This window comes from Marinobacterium rhizophilum (genome assembly GCF_024397915.1).
Classification (GTDB): domain Bacteria; phylum Pseudomonadota; class Gammaproteobacteria; order Pseudomonadales; family Balneatricaceae; genus Marinobacterium_A; species Marinobacterium_A rhizophilum_A.
In genome coordinates this window covers 5,021,495-5,036,869 of record NZ_CP073347.1, presented here as the reverse complement: position 1 = coordinate 5,036,869, position 15,375 = coordinate 5,021,495, and the positions used below count along the sequence as shown (strand labels likewise).

Annotated in this window: 12 protein-coding genes and 1 pseudogene; 8 read left to right on the top strand and 5 right to left on the bottom strand. The window is 55.6% G+C overall.

The window, feature by feature from the left end; translation table 11 throughout:
- Positions 1-87 precede the first annotated feature (87 nt).
- The 3 genes from KDW95_RS22785 to KDW95_RS22775 all read left to right on the top strand — a co-directional run bounded on the left by KDW95_RS22785 (position 88) and on the right by KDW95_RS22775 (position 4,462).
- Entirely contained in the window at positions 88-1,053 is a 966-nt protein-coding gene (locus tag KDW95_RS22785) for a TAXI family TRAP transporter solute-binding subunit (RefSeq protein WP_255854050.1), read from the top strand.
- Between the two features lie 90 nt (positions 1,054-1,143).
- Complete coding sequence (locus KDW95_RS22780) at positions 1,144-3,081, top strand: TRAP transporter permease (protein WP_255854049.1); 1,938 nt, start codon at positions 1,144-1,146, stop codon at positions 3,079-3,081.
- Positions 3,082-3,172: 91 nt separating this feature from the next.
- Positions 3,173-4,462 (top strand): hypothetical protein, encoded by a 1,290-nt coding sequence (locus KDW95_RS22775; protein WP_255854048.1) that lies wholly within the window; start codon positions 3,173-3,175, stop codon positions 4,460-4,462.
- Between the two features lie 102 nt (positions 4,463-4,564).
- Here KDW95_RS22775 and KDW95_RS23660 read toward each other — a convergent pair.
- The 5 genes and pseudogenes from KDW95_RS23660 to KDW95_RS22755 form a co-directional block, all read right to left on the bottom strand.
- A pseudogene (locus KDW95_RS23660) lies at positions 4,565-4,798 on the bottom strand (IS66 family transposase); the annotation flags it as partial.
- 237 nt (positions 4,799-5,035) lie between these two features.
- Positions 5,036-5,209 (bottom strand): hypothetical protein, encoded by a 174-nt coding sequence (locus KDW95_RS23655; RefSeq protein WP_441813620.1) that lies wholly within the window; start codon positions 5,207-5,209, stop codon positions 5,036-5,038.
- Between the two features lie 759 nt (positions 5,210-5,968).
- Positions 5,969-6,967, bottom strand: coding sequence for a D-2-hydroxyacid dehydrogenase (locus tag KDW95_RS22765; protein WP_255854047.1), 999 nt, complete (start codon positions 6,965-6,967; stop codon positions 5,969-5,971).
- A 42-nt stretch (positions 6,968-7,009) separates the two neighbouring features.
- Entirely contained in the window at positions 7,010-7,729 is a 720-nt protein-coding gene (locus KDW95_RS22760; RefSeq protein WP_255854046.1) for an RraA family protein, read from the bottom strand.
- A gap of 233 nt (positions 7,730-7,962) precedes the next feature.
- The gene (locus tag KDW95_RS22755) at positions 7,963-8,868 is read right to left on the bottom strand and encodes a LysR family transcriptional regulator (RefSeq protein ID WP_255854045.1); all 906 of its coding nucleotides are present in this window, start codon (positions 8,866-8,868) and stop codon (positions 7,963-7,965) included.
- On the opposite strand from KDW95_RS22755, the gene KDW95_RS22750 reads away from it, so the two are divergent.
- From KDW95_RS22750 to KDW95_RS22730, 5 genes are all read left to right on the top strand, one after another.
- Positions 8,848-10,353 carry an acyclic terpene utilization AtuA family protein gene (locus KDW95_RS22750; protein WP_255854044.1) on the top strand — a complete coding sequence of 502 codons (1,506 nt, stop codon included), beginning with the start codon at positions 8,848-8,850 and terminating at the stop codon, positions 10,351-10,353. The two genes, KDW95_RS22755 and KDW95_RS22750, sit on opposite strands and share 21 nt — an antisense overlap.
- Positions 10,353-10,700 carry an AtuA-related protein gene (locus tag KDW95_RS22745; RefSeq protein ID WP_255854043.1) on the top strand — a complete coding sequence of 116 codons (348 nt, stop codon included), beginning with the start codon at positions 10,353-10,355 and terminating at the stop codon, positions 10,698-10,700. Before KDW95_RS22750 ends, KDW95_RS22745 begins: the two co-directional genes overlap by 1 nt.
- Positions 10,701-10,790: 90 nt before the next feature.
- On the top strand, positions 10,791-11,762 hold the full coding sequence (locus KDW95_RS22740) for a TAXI family TRAP transporter solute-binding subunit (protein ID WP_255854042.1): 972 nt from the start codon (positions 10,791-10,793) through the stop codon (positions 11,760-11,762).
- 96 nt (positions 11,763-11,858) lie between these two features.
- Positions 11,859-13,754 carry a TRAP transporter permease gene (locus KDW95_RS22735; RefSeq protein ID WP_255854041.1) on the top strand — a complete coding sequence of 632 codons (1,896 nt, stop codon included), beginning with the start codon at positions 11,859-11,861 and terminating at the stop codon, positions 13,752-13,754.
- 195 nt (positions 13,755-13,949) lie between these two features.
- The gene (locus KDW95_RS22730) at positions 13,950-14,993 is read left to right on the top strand and encodes a cyclase family protein (RefSeq protein WP_255854040.1); all 1,044 of its coding nucleotides are present in this window, start codon (positions 13,950-13,952) and stop codon (positions 14,991-14,993) included.
- The last annotated feature ends 382 nt before the right edge of the window (positions 14,994-15,375 follow it).

Sequence of the window (15,375 nt, the reverse complement as noted above, 5' to 3'; positions counted from 1 at the left end):
TCAAAACGATTTAACCTGGTACAACGTTAAAGATATCTACGACTGCAAACCCATAACACTATAAAATTTGCCCGAGGTACTTCGCCCATGTACAAGAAAGCATTATCGATCGCTGTAGCCATTGGCCTAGCTACTGCATGCCTGACAGGAACAGCTCAAGCCGAAACGCGCCTAGCATTTGGTGCGACCAACGCACAGTCGGCCCACTACGCCTACTTTGCTTCATTGGTAAAGATCGTTAATAACACTTACCCCGACTACCGTGCTTCCGTTGTGGAAACTGGCGCAACCGTTGATAACCTCAAACGCATGTCGCGCAACCAGATTGACCTCGGCCTAGTAACAACCAGCACCTTGTACCACGCCTATAACGGCATCAAGTCCTTTGAAAACCGCGCGGTTCAATCCAAACTTCTCTGGGCTTACAGCCTGGCCCCCCAAAACGCCGTCGTTCGACGCGATAGCGGCGTAACCAGCCTCGACCAACTCGACGACAAACCCTTTGGACCGGGCCAGCGCGGCTCCTCCACCGAAGCCACCTCATTAGAGGTTATCAAGCTGCTTGGAGTTGAACCGGACTGGAAACGCGGCTCCAACGGCGAACTGGCAGCGGCAATCAAAGACAACCGCGCTATCGGCTTTATCAAATCCGCTGTCGGCACCCGTTTCGATGCACTGACAACTGACATCGCTACGTTTACTCCGGTACAGGTACTGGGACTCTCCGATGCACAAAAGCAGTTAATCAGCACCGAACTGCCGGAGCTGTCGATCGTCGACATGCCCGGTGGCGAAATGGAAAACAGCGGCCCCTACTCAACCTGGGGCTTCATGATTGGTGTAGCCGCCTCTCCCGAATTGGACGAGGAAACCGCTTACAACATCGTCAAAGCGGTTATGGAAGACAACGTTGAACAGGCAGCAGCCTATCCTAGCGTCAAGGATAAGAACCTTGCCGATCTGACCCTCAAGTACGCGACATCTCCACTGCACCCGGGCGCTATTCGCTACTTCGAAGAAATTGGACTCGAGGTACCGGAACGGCTGCGCTGAGATTCTAGCCCCGTTTCCGCCGAAACCCTTCGCCAAAATGGCAAGGGTTTCGGAATCTTTGTTAATCATCTAAACGCCTGAGAGTTACAAATGTCCGATCAAAATAACCAGGTTAGTCAGGACGGTAAGGACGAGCCGTTTCTTTCCCGCATGCGCTTGATTGCCGCCGCAGCCGTGGCCGTCACGATCGGCCTTTTTGTGTTTTACACTTCATTTTTAGGCTCTTTCGAAACCCTGATGCAACGCTCGCTGTTCGTTGCCATGGTCACTACCTTGGGACTCCTGCTCTACCCCCTAGGTCACAAGAAAAAATGGCGCCCGCTGGGCATGCTATTCGACACCGCCGCCGGCGTGCTGGTCTTAGCTGCGACGACTTATATCGTCGTGAATTACGAGTTCATCATGGACAGTCAGCCCTTCGCCGAGAACATCGATATCTACCTTGGCATCGGAACGCTACTGGTCGTACTTGAACTGGCACGGCGCACCACCAGCCCACTGTTTCCACTGCTGGTTGGCTCCGCGCTCGTCTACGCTTATTTCGGTGATCTGATACCCGGCACCTTCGGCCATCGTGGCTTCGACATAGACTACCTCGCCGAAATCATATTCCTATCTGACCGCGGCCTCTGGGGCATGCTGGTCGGCATCGCATCCACCACCCTGGCTGCATTCGTGCTCTTCGGCAGTCTGCTGCTGCATACCGGAGCCGGTCAAACCTTCTTCGACCTGTCCGCCCGCGCAGGTGGACGCTCCCCCGGCGGCGCCGCCAAGATTGCCACCGTGGCGTCAGGCCTTTTCGGCACCATCAGCGGAAGCTCAGTCGCCAACGTGGCAACAACGGGCAACTTCACTATCCCCCTGATGAAACGCCTGAAATATCCAGCAGCCTTCGCTGGCGGCGTTGAAGCCATCGCTTCCACAGGTGGCCAGCTGGCACCGCCCATTATGGGCACCGCAGCCTTTGTTATGGCTGAGCTCATCGGCGAGAACTACTGGGTAATAGCCTTCTCTGCGCTGATACCGGCGCTGCTGCTGTACATCGGCATTTTCACCACCGTTCACCTGATCGCCAAACGCCGTAATCTCGGCAGCGTCTCCAACGATGACCTGCCAGACTGGCGCTCAGCACTGAACTGGCGTCGCCTGTCCCCAATCATCTGCGCAGCCTTGGGGCTGGCCGTGGGCATTGTGCAAGGTTACTCCATCGGCCTTACCGCATGTTTTGGCATGATTGGCATCATCTTGGCCTATGTCATATCCAGCCGTACCGAAGGTGTTACCTGGCGGGTGATCGGCAAGGCACTTCTCCGCGCGCTGGAAGACGGCGGACGCGGCGTACTGATCGTCGGCATCCTACTGGTCGCCGCTCAAGTCTTTGTTGCTATGATCAACCTGACCGGCGTCGGCGTTGCAATTACCAGCGCAATCCTGGAGCTGGGACAAGGCAATACTTGGCTCATCGCGATTATCATGGCAATCGTCTGCCTTATCGCCGGCATGGGACTGCCAACCTCAGCCGCCTATGTGCTGGTCGCGGCGGTGTTTGCACCCGCATTGATTCAACAGGGTCTGGATCCACTGGCAGTGCATTTATTCGTTCTGTATTACGCAGCACTATCGGTTGTCACACCACCGGTTTGCGTTGCGGTATTCGTGGCCGCGATGATTAGCGGCGAGCGCTGGGGCCGGGTAGCGGCCTACACGCTACGATTGGGCGGTGCAGCCTATGTGATCCCCATGCTGTTGCTGGTATACCCCGGCTTGCTGGGTAATGGTGGTGCTCTGTCTATCGTCCTGGGTATAGCTTCGGGCCTTGGCTTTACCTTTAGCGCGGCCTCGTTCTTCTCTGCCCAACCGATGCTGGGACGCGATAACGTTTCCTGGTGCCTGTGGCTGATACCTGCGGCGCTGGCAATCTACCCAAGCTGGTTCACTACGATCGCGGCCCTGCTGATCCTGCTCGGAGCCTACAAATGGGTGTTGCCCGCATCTGAAGAACCAAAGACAGCACCAAGCTCCACCTGATACACATCAGGCTATAACAGCACAGCTACACCTCCAACACCTGGCGGCGTAGCTGTGACTGGCGTGCCCTCCCCTGCAGGACCCCAACACTATGCGCAACCGATACCGGCTGGCCAGCGGGCTGATCCTTTTGGGTTTTGCCATCACTGTCGTCCAGATTATCGCCCCTGTGCAGGTGGCTGACTGGGCGGGCCTAAGTTACTGGAGTGCAGTGCTGCTGCTCTGGCCAAAACTGGCAGCACGCAGCCGCTTTCAATGCCTTATTCTGCTGGGTCTCAGTGCCCTCTGCCTGCTCTGGGGGCAGTTTCACGGTATGGCGTTCAACCCTGAACGCCTTGTCACTGGCAATAGCCTCTTGATATCAATGCTGGTCGCCGTGAGCTTTCTGGGCCTTATCACTCGCCCGGAAGAACTGGACCAGACACCGCTACCGTGTGGTCGTCGTGCAGCCGGCTCGACACTCGTGAGCACTCACGTGTTTGGTGCCGTCATCAATATGTCGGCTATCTTCATCATCGGTGATCGCATAAGCCGCCGGACCCCGTTATCAGCAACCCAGGCATTGGTGCTGGTGCGCGGATTTTCCACAGCAGCACTCTGGTCTCCGCTGTTCGCCGCCACGGCAGTCGCTTTAAGCTACGCACCAAACGCACACCTCCCCACACTGTGGCTGACAGGACTGCTACTGGCCGGGACGGCACTGGGTCTGACCTTTTATCAGCTTTACCGCAGCCCAGCGCCGGACGTTCATGACTTTCAGGGTTATCCGATGCGCCTGGACGGGCTCTATCTACCCGTCGCGCTCGGTTGCGCCACACTGCTGGCCCTGAGATACGCACCATCACTGTCGGTACTTGAGATAATCACCCTGCTGGCACCGGCCCTGTCATTTATCCTACTGCCCATTTTCGTGCACAAACCGCGACTCGCCCTGTCCGAGCACCTGAGCTCCCGCCTGCCTCAAATGGCCAATGAGATAGCCCTATTCCAGGCTGCAGGCGCCCTGGGGTATGGTGTGGACCAAGTCATACGCGATCTTGACGGCTGGCAACCGATACAGACGTTCGGCGCCTTCGAGGCCTGCGTCTGCTACTGCGCCATCGTTGTGCTGTCGTTATTGGGTATCCATCCGATTGTCAGCGTCGCTTTCTTCGGCTCGCTGCTGGCCCCAATGACACCGGACCCGACCCTGCTGGCAATGGTGTTTCTTACAGCGTGGTCCTTTGGCACGGTCGCGGGCCCCCTGTCGGGGTTAAACCTCGCTATTCAAGGCCGCTACGGCATCGACTCGCTCAAGCTGATGCGCTTGAGCCTCAGGTACCTGATCGGCATGTCATGCATCGTGATGGCGGCACTCTATATTATTGAGAACTTCAGGTAGGCGGCCCGCACATCTCATGAAGACGGCCCTGGCTGGCCCCTAAGCGCCTGCTTCAGCTGTAGGCTAAATGCGTACTTTCGTGGCTATAAACATAAAAGGTAACTAGTAGTCGATTTGATTTAAAGCATCTTCAGCATTATCTGCCGGGGCCGTCATGAAGGCCGGTAATCGCCCCTCGAATAGCAACGTCAGTGTCACAGAACCACTCAGGCCCTGCTTACGCGCCGTCGACAAATAACTTCGCACACGGCAGAAAATCTGCGCCCCGTTCATCGAGCGGAAGCAACCGGCTATCTTTTGCTGCACCTTGAGCATACGGATATCCCGTGCGCCCTGGAAACTGGGTGCGATACCTATCTCGTCCATGGCTTCGTACCCCTGCTGCATATGGGCACCAGCAGGTCAGGCCGTTATTGGACTGGACGCATAGCGTAGCCTGCGGCGCTGGCCGTCGATGTCGATGTCGATGTCGATGTCGATGTCGATGCTGGTTTCAGCAGAGTGGATCGGATCCGACATGCCCAAGCGGTTTTTGACCCAGCGTTCGAAGCCCTCCGCCTTGTCAAAGGCTTCCTAGTTGAAGTTGAACAGTAACCCCGCATTGAGTGGGATACAGGTCTGGTCCTCGAAGTATTCGCGAACACGTTCGTAGAGCAATAGTTGGTACTGCAACAGATAGACCCCGTGCACCTTCAAGCAGGGGCCGTACTGCACCGAACGGTCGACGCCGGCCGGGAACGGTGCCACGATACACTTTTCCTGTGCGTTCTCTGGTACTCGGTGACGAAGCGGCTAATGTCCAAATCGAAAATCCTAGCGCTTCTCGTAGCCGACCACGCGGAGATCGCTTCCCCTGAGCAAGGTACGCCGGTCCACTTTCACGGTCTTGATCGCACCCGGCGCGTCGACCGGTTGCAGTGTCTTGCCACTATGACCCGGTTGCCCACCCGGTTTGCGCTCGTCTTAACTGCGGCTATTCTTGGGCCGGTTCGGATCTTGGGAGGGTGGCGTACTGCTGTTGGCACTGCTGGTGTTGAGCCGACCGGTCATAATCTAGTCAGCACCATCATCATATAGATAGCCGCACGCAGCGATGGTGAGACCGCTGAGTCGTCCTTGAGATGTCGACTGACATTCGCCAGGGCGGCGTTGACATCGATGTTGCTTATCTTCATGAACCATGAGTCCTGTCAATTAATGGCGCAATTATCGCACGACTTTTTAGGTCGATTTTTTCCTCATGAAGGCGGACCTGAACTATTTTTTTGCTGTTGCCTCGCCCGTAGATATGCGGTGGCACAAGGCGGGCTTTGGAGTATGACAGGGGCTCTGAACTTGCCTCGGTGGCAGTACGCCGAGACCAGTCGGTTATCCCTAAATTTGGACATAAATCCTATCAAGAACTTATTTAAAAATTAAGCTGAATAGCTACCATAAAACAGAATTCTGTATACACTCAGCATCCAAGAATAAGGTAAAATATATAAGCGATATCGCGACTGCCGCTTATATCCCCGCCCGACTGGGCGAGGGTTTACGCGATTTTTTATAAACTAGGTTACTCGGTTTACCAGCCACAAAGTTTTCAATATTATCAATTAGCTGATCGCTTAGCGCCTGTATCGCTTCTGTACTAGCCCAGGCGATATGGGGTGTAAGAATGAAATTCGGATACCGCATTAGTGCTATCAATGGATGGTTGTCCGCAGGCGGCTCCTCCATGATTACGTCGAAACCGGCACCGGCAATCATCTTATCGACGATCGCGGTTTCAAGGTCAGCCTCGTTAACCAGCCCTCCTCGGGCGGTATTGATAAGCAGGGCCGTTTCCTTCATCAACTGCAGCTCCGGCAACGCAATTAGATTTCGAGTTGCCGGTGTCAATGGGCAGTGCAGGCTGACAACATCACTGGTAGCCAATACCTCCTCGAAAGGTAAAAACCCGAACCCCACGTCATTGAGCCCCTTACGAGCAGCGAAAACCACGTCCATTCCCAACGCACGTCCAATCGTCGCCATGGCCTGACCGAGCACACCTTTGCCAATGATCCCCAGCCGACTGCCGGCCAAATCACCAATCGGATGGTTGAAAAAGCAGAATTGACCTGACTTTTTCCACTCACCGTTTTTAACATCCTGACAGTAGGAAAATAAATTTCGTCTCAATACCATAATCAGAGACAGTGCATGTTCGGGTACCGTATTAACCGCATAGTTACGGATATTGGATACCGAGATACCTTTGCCCCTGCAATAGTCGATATCGATCTTGTCATAGCCTGTAGCTGCCACTGCGATCAGCTTCAACTGAGGCAGTTGCGCCAGAATTTCTTGATCCAAAGTAACTTTGTTTACGACGGCAATATCGCTACCCCTGAGCCTTTGTACAACCTCATCCGGCGCAGTGGATTGAAACTCGACCCATTCATGATCGAATAAGGGCTTTCTAGTTTGAACATGCGGTGCTATGGTTGATCGGTCAAGAAAGGTGATTTTAATACTCATAAGCTCCTCGCAAACAGTATTCATCCAAATGATTGATCGAAATCAGTGAATATCTGCTGATTTGCCTACCGCAACCTTGAGCATTTCAATATCAAAATTAGGGTGTTTGACGGCATCCAGTATCACTTTTTCCCGCTGAATGATCGTCTCGATCGCCGCCGGCAGTTTTTCTACCACCTCGTGCGGAATGACGACCGCACCATGTTTGTCTGCATGCAATAGGTCGGCATGCCTGACGTTCATGCCGAATATCTCGACCTCACAGCCGTAATCAACCACGTGTACGTAGGCATGACTGGGATTCACGCTTCCTCCTAGGACTTGAAATCCCTTGGCGCTGTCATCGATATCTCTGAAAGACCCATTAGTGATTGCTCCCATCGAACCGAGCTTCTGATGCAGCGCCGTATGCACTTCCCCCCAATGGGCACCGAGCCCCGGGTTGGTATCGATATCCTGGATCACGACAATGGTCGGCCCTTCCCCGCTAGCAGTATATTCATAGTACTCCAACGCCTTCGCTCGCTTTTCCGCCGGGCAAAACGAGCTAGTCGATCTGATCATAGCCGTTCGCGCATACCCCACCATGGGAGGCAGATCCGGGTCTAGTGCGACGAGTTGCCTGCGCGTAAAACCAGCGGTGCGCGACTTGTCCGGAGCCGCAATATCCAAAGCGTTACAGATTGTCGGGGTATCATACTGTCGGAGATAGGCCAGCATCTCCGCATTGATAACCGGAAAGTTCTCATTTGATCCTGCCATTTCACTTATCCATTATTATCTGAAGCTTGGCGGTGGAAACCGCAGCGGCTCTTAGGATCGAGCCACAGCGAACTGCTACGAGATTTCTACACTACCAACTGTTGACTTCGTATGCAATCAGGCTGTTTTAGCCCCCCCATTTGAACAGCTTGCGATACCGCAATTCACTTAGTCTGTGCCAGGCAATGCAGGGACGAGCCGACCGACTTCTAGGCTGCCACGGTCATCGTGCCTTATTGGTTACCAAAAGCCGGGCTGATCTCTTTTAGTATCTGTTTAAAAGCTTCAGCGGCCGGGGGAATCCAGCGGTCGCGACGCTGAATCAGCGCAATGTCCCGTCTCACACAAGGTTCCACCAGCGGCTTCAGAACGGTTTCCGGTGTCAGTAACGCACCAACGCCCAGCGACGGCAGTACCGTGATACCAAGACCAGCCTGTGTCATAGCAACGGCGGACGACATGTAGCTGACCTGTAGTGAAAATCGCAGGTCAAACGCAGACGCCACGCCACTATCCTCGATCAAATGCGCCACGCTGCTGCCCGCCCGCATCGCAATCAGCGGCTCGCCTTCCAGCTCACGCCAAGTCAGCTTGGGCTTGCAGTTTAACGGATGCTCGGCGGGCAAGATCGCCACCAGTGCATCTTGGGCCAACAACGTCGATTCGTAATCTGCGGCGAGCTGAGGTGTCAGCACAGTGATACCCAAATCAGCATCGGCGGAATCAACAGCGTCCAGGACGCTGTCTGCCCGGCAATCCTCAACCTGAATATCGATAGCGGGATAGTGTCGGCAGAACTCTGCCAGCGCAGCAGGCACGATGGACGTTGCAATGGATGGCAGAACAGCCAGCTTCAGGCTACCGCGTTCCAGATCCGTAATGGAGCGCAGATCAGAAAGGGAACGTTCAAGCTCTCGCACCAACCGGCGCGCATCTGTCATCAGATAGCGCCCCGCCATAGTCAGGCTGACAGCTCGAGTGGTCCGGTCGAACAGTTTCAGATCAAGTGCTCCCTCAAGGTCACGGATAATAACGCTGAGAGATGGCTGAGTGATATGCAGCCGTTCGGCCGCGCGAGTAAAGCTTTGCTCGTCGGCCACAGCGAGAAAAGCCCGTAAATGCCGGACATCAACATTCATAGCCTAAACCTATATATCAATACAAATTATTCATTTAAACAATATAACAGAAGCTGGTTCAATCGAGTGATCCAATCAATGGGACTAAGAACAATGAAAACACGACTAATGGTCGGAGGCGGGGCCGGTTTTGCAGGTGACCGCATGGATGCTGCGATCGCGGTCGCGCAGGACCTCGCCACCCAGGAGGGTCCGCGCTACCTGATATTTGAAACCTTGGCCGAACGTACTTTGGCATTGAGTCAGGATCCCGCTGCCCGAGCAGAGCGGGAGCAAATGATGCTGCGCCGCCTGAGTACTGTGCTGACGATATGCCTGGACGCAGGAATTCCTATTATCGGTAACTTCGGCTCTTGGAATCCGCAGGAAACCGCCGGCAAAATCGAGGCGTTAAGTGCTCAGTTAGGCTGCAGAAAGCCCAGAGTTGCTGTGGTTACAGGGGATGACCTGATGCAGGAGCACGGTAGCGAAGGCCTCCTCGCTCTGACCTCAGACAGAACACTCAAAGACGGCGAGCATCTGATTGCCGCCAATGCCTATACTGGCGCCTTCCCGATCGCCCAAGCTCTCGACCAGGGCGCCGACATCGTGGTAACAGGCCGAGTGGCCGACCCCGCACTGGTGCTTGGGCCGATGATTAGCACCTTCGGCCTACAGGAGACGGACTGGAGTGGCCTGGCATGCGGCACCCTTGCAGGCCACTTGATCGAATGCGGCTCGCACATTTGCGGCGGCTACTTCGCAGACCCGGGATTCAAGGATGTACCCGGGCTGGCGTGGGTCGGTTTTCCGATCGTAGAGATCACAGACACCTTCGAATGCCTGATTCGCAAAGCCGCCAATACTGGAGGCTGTGTCAACGAACGTACTGTCGTAGAACAGTTGCTGTATGAAATTCACGACCCTGAAGCCTACCTAACGCCGGACGTCGTGCTAGATATCAGCAAGGTTACGATCAACGATCTTGGTGATGACCGCGTGCTGGTGAGTAATGCCAAGGGCAAGCCCCGGCCCGACCTGCTCAAAGCGACCCTATGCTTCGATTCTGGCTGGATCGGCGAGGCCGAAATTTCCTATGCTGGCCCCAATGCTGCCGCGCGCGCTCGTCTAGCCATCGAAGTCATACGTACGCGGGCTGCCGTCCTATACAAAGACCTGCCACTGCGTTGTGATCTGATCGGCGTCATCAGCGCGTTCGCTAGCCAAGGCGGAGTCCAGTGGGAACAGCCCGCCGCATTAGCGCCCACGGTGGCCGACGCGACAACGCAGGATGTCCGTGTGCGCATAGCGACCCTGGCGCCGCAACGCAGCCGAGTAGAGGACCTACTCGGCGAGCTGGAGGCTCTCTACACCACGGGCCCTGCTGGTGGCGGCGGCGTACGAAGCCGTATTCATAAACAGATCACCACGACCTCGGCGGGGATTCCCCGACACTTCGTCTCATCTCAGGTGCAACTGTTCAACCACGAATCGGGAGGATACTGATGTCCACGCCGCTGATTGAAGTACCGCTGCACAGCGTTGCCCACGCCCGCGCAGGCGACAAGGGTAATCGACTGAACATATCCTTGGTGCCCTACGAGGCGGAACTCTGGCCCTGGCTGCAGGAACAGGTTACCGAAAACTTTGTGCTCGCCGGTTTTGCCGATCGTGCACCGAGTCAGGTAAAACGGTATCTATTACCTCACCTGCACGCCATGAATTTTGTCCTTGATGACGTTCTGGAGGGCGGGGTCAACCGGGCCCTGACCCTGGATCGCCACGGTAAAACACTCTCGTTTCTGCTGCTTTCATTGCCCGTGCGGGTACCGGAACAGCTGATACGTCGATAGGCCTTGACTGGCCACATAGAACCCAACCCGCCGCCAAGGTCGGCGGCCAGAACTGCAGTCGAAATATAAAGATAACAACGGAGACAACACATGAAATCACCTAAATTTCTTAAAGCCGTCGCAATTGCCACCCTAGCGGCCGGCCTGAGCCTGAGCCATGCGGCCGCCAATGCCCAAGCACTGCGTCTGGGAACCGCCACTGAAGGCGGCGTATGGTTCGTACTTGGCAACGGACTGGCCCAGGCGGTCGGCGAGGCGCTCGACACCAGAGTCATGCCGGTAACAACGGCGGGCTCGATGGAGAACGGCCGACGCCTGTCCGCCGGAGGCGACCTTGATCTGGGGTTGATGCTGTCCACCAGCCTGAAAAACGGTATTGAAGACGGAACAATCGATACTGACAAAATCCGCGTCATTGGTGCCGGACATGGCAATTTTCTACAGGTTGTCGTGCGCGGCGACTCCGGTATTTCGTCCTGGAGCGAGGCATTTCAACCCGGCCGCATCGTCGGTGTGGGGGAACCTGGCAGTGCCGCCTTTGAAGTCACCACCGGCGCGATTGAAGCGCAGGGACAGTCACTCGATCGCATCCAGCAGGCACGTCTCGGACACCAGGCTCAGGCAGATGCACTGAAAAACCGCGACATCGAGGTCATGGTCGTGACCCCCGGCATCCCCACCGGTGCCGTGGTATCCGTCATGTCCACCATCGACGCCAAGCTGCTCTCCGGTACCGACGCTGAATTGGATAAACTGCTAGAGGCTCAGCCGTTCATGGCACGAGGGCTGATCCCTGCCAACATCTACAATAACCAGCCTGAAAATGCCGCCACCGTCATGCTACCTTCGCTAATGATGGCAACAGCGCAAATAAGCGACGATGAAGCCTACAAAGCCACCAAAGCAATCTACGAAAGCACTGCAAAGCTCACCGCCGTGCACAGCAACGGATCGCAATGGACCAAGGACAACGCCCTGGCATCACGTAAATATCTTGAAGCCCTGGGCGTCCAGTACCACAGTGGCGCGATCCGCTATTTCCAGGAGATCGGTATCTGGTAAATCGCTGCCAGCACAGGGAGCCATTGGCTCCCTGTGCTGGAAGTTCCTGTAAACACCAGTGTGCCAGCCTATCCATGCTTTCGGAGATCATGCGCCATGCTAGGATCTTTTTTCCAACTTTCGTTCTGGTCCAAAACCCGAGAACTCACCGCTCTTGCCTTCGCTCTCATGACCATCGTGCTGGCGTCCGGGCTGTTCTTCCTGGACCCTGTTTTGAACCGTATTTTGCACATCGGGCTCGGCTTCCTCATGCTATTCGCCCTCACGGCAGCAGATGCGGTAAGTTTTAAACGCGTACTGGCCATTTTCGGGGCTGTCATCATTATCCCGATTACCGCGTACGCCTATTATTACTATCCCATTAGTTACAAATTTGCCGGTTTGCCGCCGTCCACCCTGGAGCTGACCTTTGGGGTGCTGGCGATCGGCATTTCGCTGCTGGCAGCCTGGATGATGGCAGGCATCAGCATCCCCCTGATTGCACTCTTTTTCGTTCTCTACACCCTTTTCGGCGAATATCTGCCGGGGCCTTTTGCACACGCCGGACTCAACATCACGCAAATAGTGCAGGCGCTCTATGCCACCAGCCGAGGAATCTACGGCAGCATTACCGGCGTTTCAGCCAATTACATCGTGCTATTCGTTGTCTTCGCCGCCTACCTAAGCCAGATCGGCTTTATCGACTTTCTGCTGGGTAAGTCCAAACGTTTCCTCGGAAAATCTCGAGGGGGTCCAGCAAAGATTGCGATCATTGCCAGTGGCGGGCTCGGCGCCGTCATGGGAACCGCGTATGGCAATACTGCCAGCACCGGCGCCTTTACAATCCCGATGATGAAACGCACCGGTTTCTCTCCGTCATTTGCCGCCGCTGTCGAAGCAACCGCCAGTGTGGGCGGACAGTTCGTTCCGCCTATCCTCGGTGGGGCAGCCTTTCTGATGGTCGATATCCTGGGCATCAGCTACTCCACGGTCATGGTCGCCAGCATTCCCCTCGCCATCATGTTCTATCTAAGTATTTTCCTTGTTGTTGATCTGCGCGCTGCGCGCGAAGGTATCACAACCACACCCCTGGTTCTGGAAAACAACAACATGGCATCAGGCCCGCTGGGGGGCTGGTTGAAACTGGCCCCGGTCGTCATTCTGATTGCTCTGCTGGCTGAGGGCTTTACGCCGCAACGGGCCGGTTTCTGGGCAATTCTGTCGATCCTGCTTGTGGACCTGCTTGAAAATCGCTCGCTTAGTCTGTCGCTGAAACACCTGATCCAGGGACTCATCGAAGGCGCAAAGAGCAGTGCTGTGATCGTCGGCATCATCGCGACTGCCGGCATCATAGCCGGCCTTACCAGCACCACCGGGCTCGGTCTGGTATTGTCGCAGGTTCTAACCAGCGTTGCCGGCACCAACCTGCCATTACTGCTGGTATTGACCGCTGCGACCTCAATCATACTAGGGCTAGGGCTACCGACTATCGTCTGCTATCTGTTGATGGCTGTTCTGGTTGCACCAGCGCTTACATCGGCGGGCATCGAACCCATCGTCGCACACCTCTTCCTGATCTACTTCGCATCACTTTCCTCGATTACGCCCCCTGTTGGCCCGAGCAATTTCATTGCAGCGTCGATCGCAGGTTCCGGGGCAAAACCGATGCAGGTGGGTTTACTTGCAATACAGCTCTCCTTGCCAGCGTTCATCGTGCCATTCATTTTCGTTTATCATCCGGAACTCCTGATGCTCGACGGCTTAAGCTGGTCGGTTGCCTATTCCCTGTTCACCGCGCTGCTTGGAGTATACGCACTGGCAGCGGCACAGACGGGCATGGTACAGCCCGGCTACCCACTGCCAAACCTAGCAACACGCCTGGTCGTGCTACTTTGCGCAGCAGGTCTGCTGTGGCCGGACGCCTGGAGTGATATCGTCGCCTTTTTCGTATTCCTGGGTATACATTTTTATGCAGCCCAGGCCCGAAATGGCTCTCTGGTAGTCCAGAGATAACAGCTACAACGCCTGCTCTGACAGTCCTTCGCCCTGCCGATCATCAATAGCACTATACGGGCGAAGTACTCCACAGAACCTGTGCTCCGCGGCTCATCAGGTACGTCGATACAACCTGCGCTAGACGGGCTCAGGCTCTCAACTTATACAGATCCCGACCTCCGGACACGAGGAGGTCGGGCAGGAGTTAAAACAATGACACAACGCTGGAAGCAACGCCCCGAAGGTTCGAACTGGGGAGACTTCGGCGAGGATGACCAGATCGGGCGGCTCAACCTCCTGACCCCCGAACGCGTACTGGCAGCAATCTCCGAGGTTAAAGAAGGCCGCAGCTTCTGCCTGTCGCTTCCTCTAGACTATCCCGGCGGCAACAAGCTCAACCCAAGGCGTTACCCGCCGCGACGCTTTTCCACGGTGCGCGACGGTCGCGCAAACTATAATTATCCACTATCGCGCCAAGGCTCGGCGTTCACCGATGTTATCAGCGATGATGCGGTCCTTATTCATACTCAATACTCAACGCAGTGGGACTCCCTCGCGCATGTCGGTGCCCAGTTCGATGCCGACGAAGACGGAGTCGCTGAGACGGTCTACTACAATGGCTGGCGGGGTGGGGAGCACGTTATCGGGCCTGAACCCGGAAAGGACTGCGGCGATCACTGCTCGCAGTTTGAGGGAGTCGAAGCTTCTCGTCTTGGCATTGAAAATATGGCGGCTACTGCCGTACAGGGGCGAGGCGTTATGGTGGACTTGCATGCCCACTTTGGTAATGAACGCGTCCTGGTGGGCTATGAGGACCTGCAAAGAGTGCTGGACGCGGACGCTGTTGAAGTCGAGCAGGGAGACATGCTTTGCCTCCACACTGGCTATACCCGTCTCTTAAAGAGCATGAATCACAGCCCAGACCTAGAACGACTGAATGCGTCCTGTGCAGCACTGGATGGCCGTGACAGCCGCCTACTACGCTGGATAGACGAAAGCGGAATCTCAGTCCTAATTGCCGACAACTACGCTGTCGAAGCCTCTCCCGCACGCCCAGGCGAGGGCCTATACGCCTCCTTGCCGTTACATGAACAATGCCTGTTCAAGCTTGGCATTCATCTCGGCGAACTTTGGGACCTAACCGAACTCGCTAACTTCCTGAGGTCTCACAACCGCAGCCGCTTCCTCTTAACGGCTCCGCCTCTACGCTTGCCTGGCGCCGTGGGATCGCCGGTAACACCCGTCGCGACGGTATAAAGCAGCCAACCGATGTCTGGAGCAGTCCCGCTGAGGAGGCTGCTCTGGACGCCGTAACGGATTTTCAACGCAAGGGCTAATAGATACTGACTGCCCCCTTCGCTGCATCAGGGCAAGGGTTTCTCATTGACCTCGACAACGCTGAAGTTAAGCAGACCCTGGCCTCCATGGCGCCAAGTAATCGGGACCGGTACGACCTGCAGTGATGCTTTTAGCGCAGCCGGAAGCGACTGTGTCACCGCCCTCGAAGCCTTACTCCATCAAGCTATAGGCCTCCCCGTTTGAACCTGCAATGCCGTCACGTACAGAAGGCCATTGACGGTAGAAAAGCAGTCGAATAATATTATGAATACGTATTCAATCCATTGTTCTGCGCTGCTGT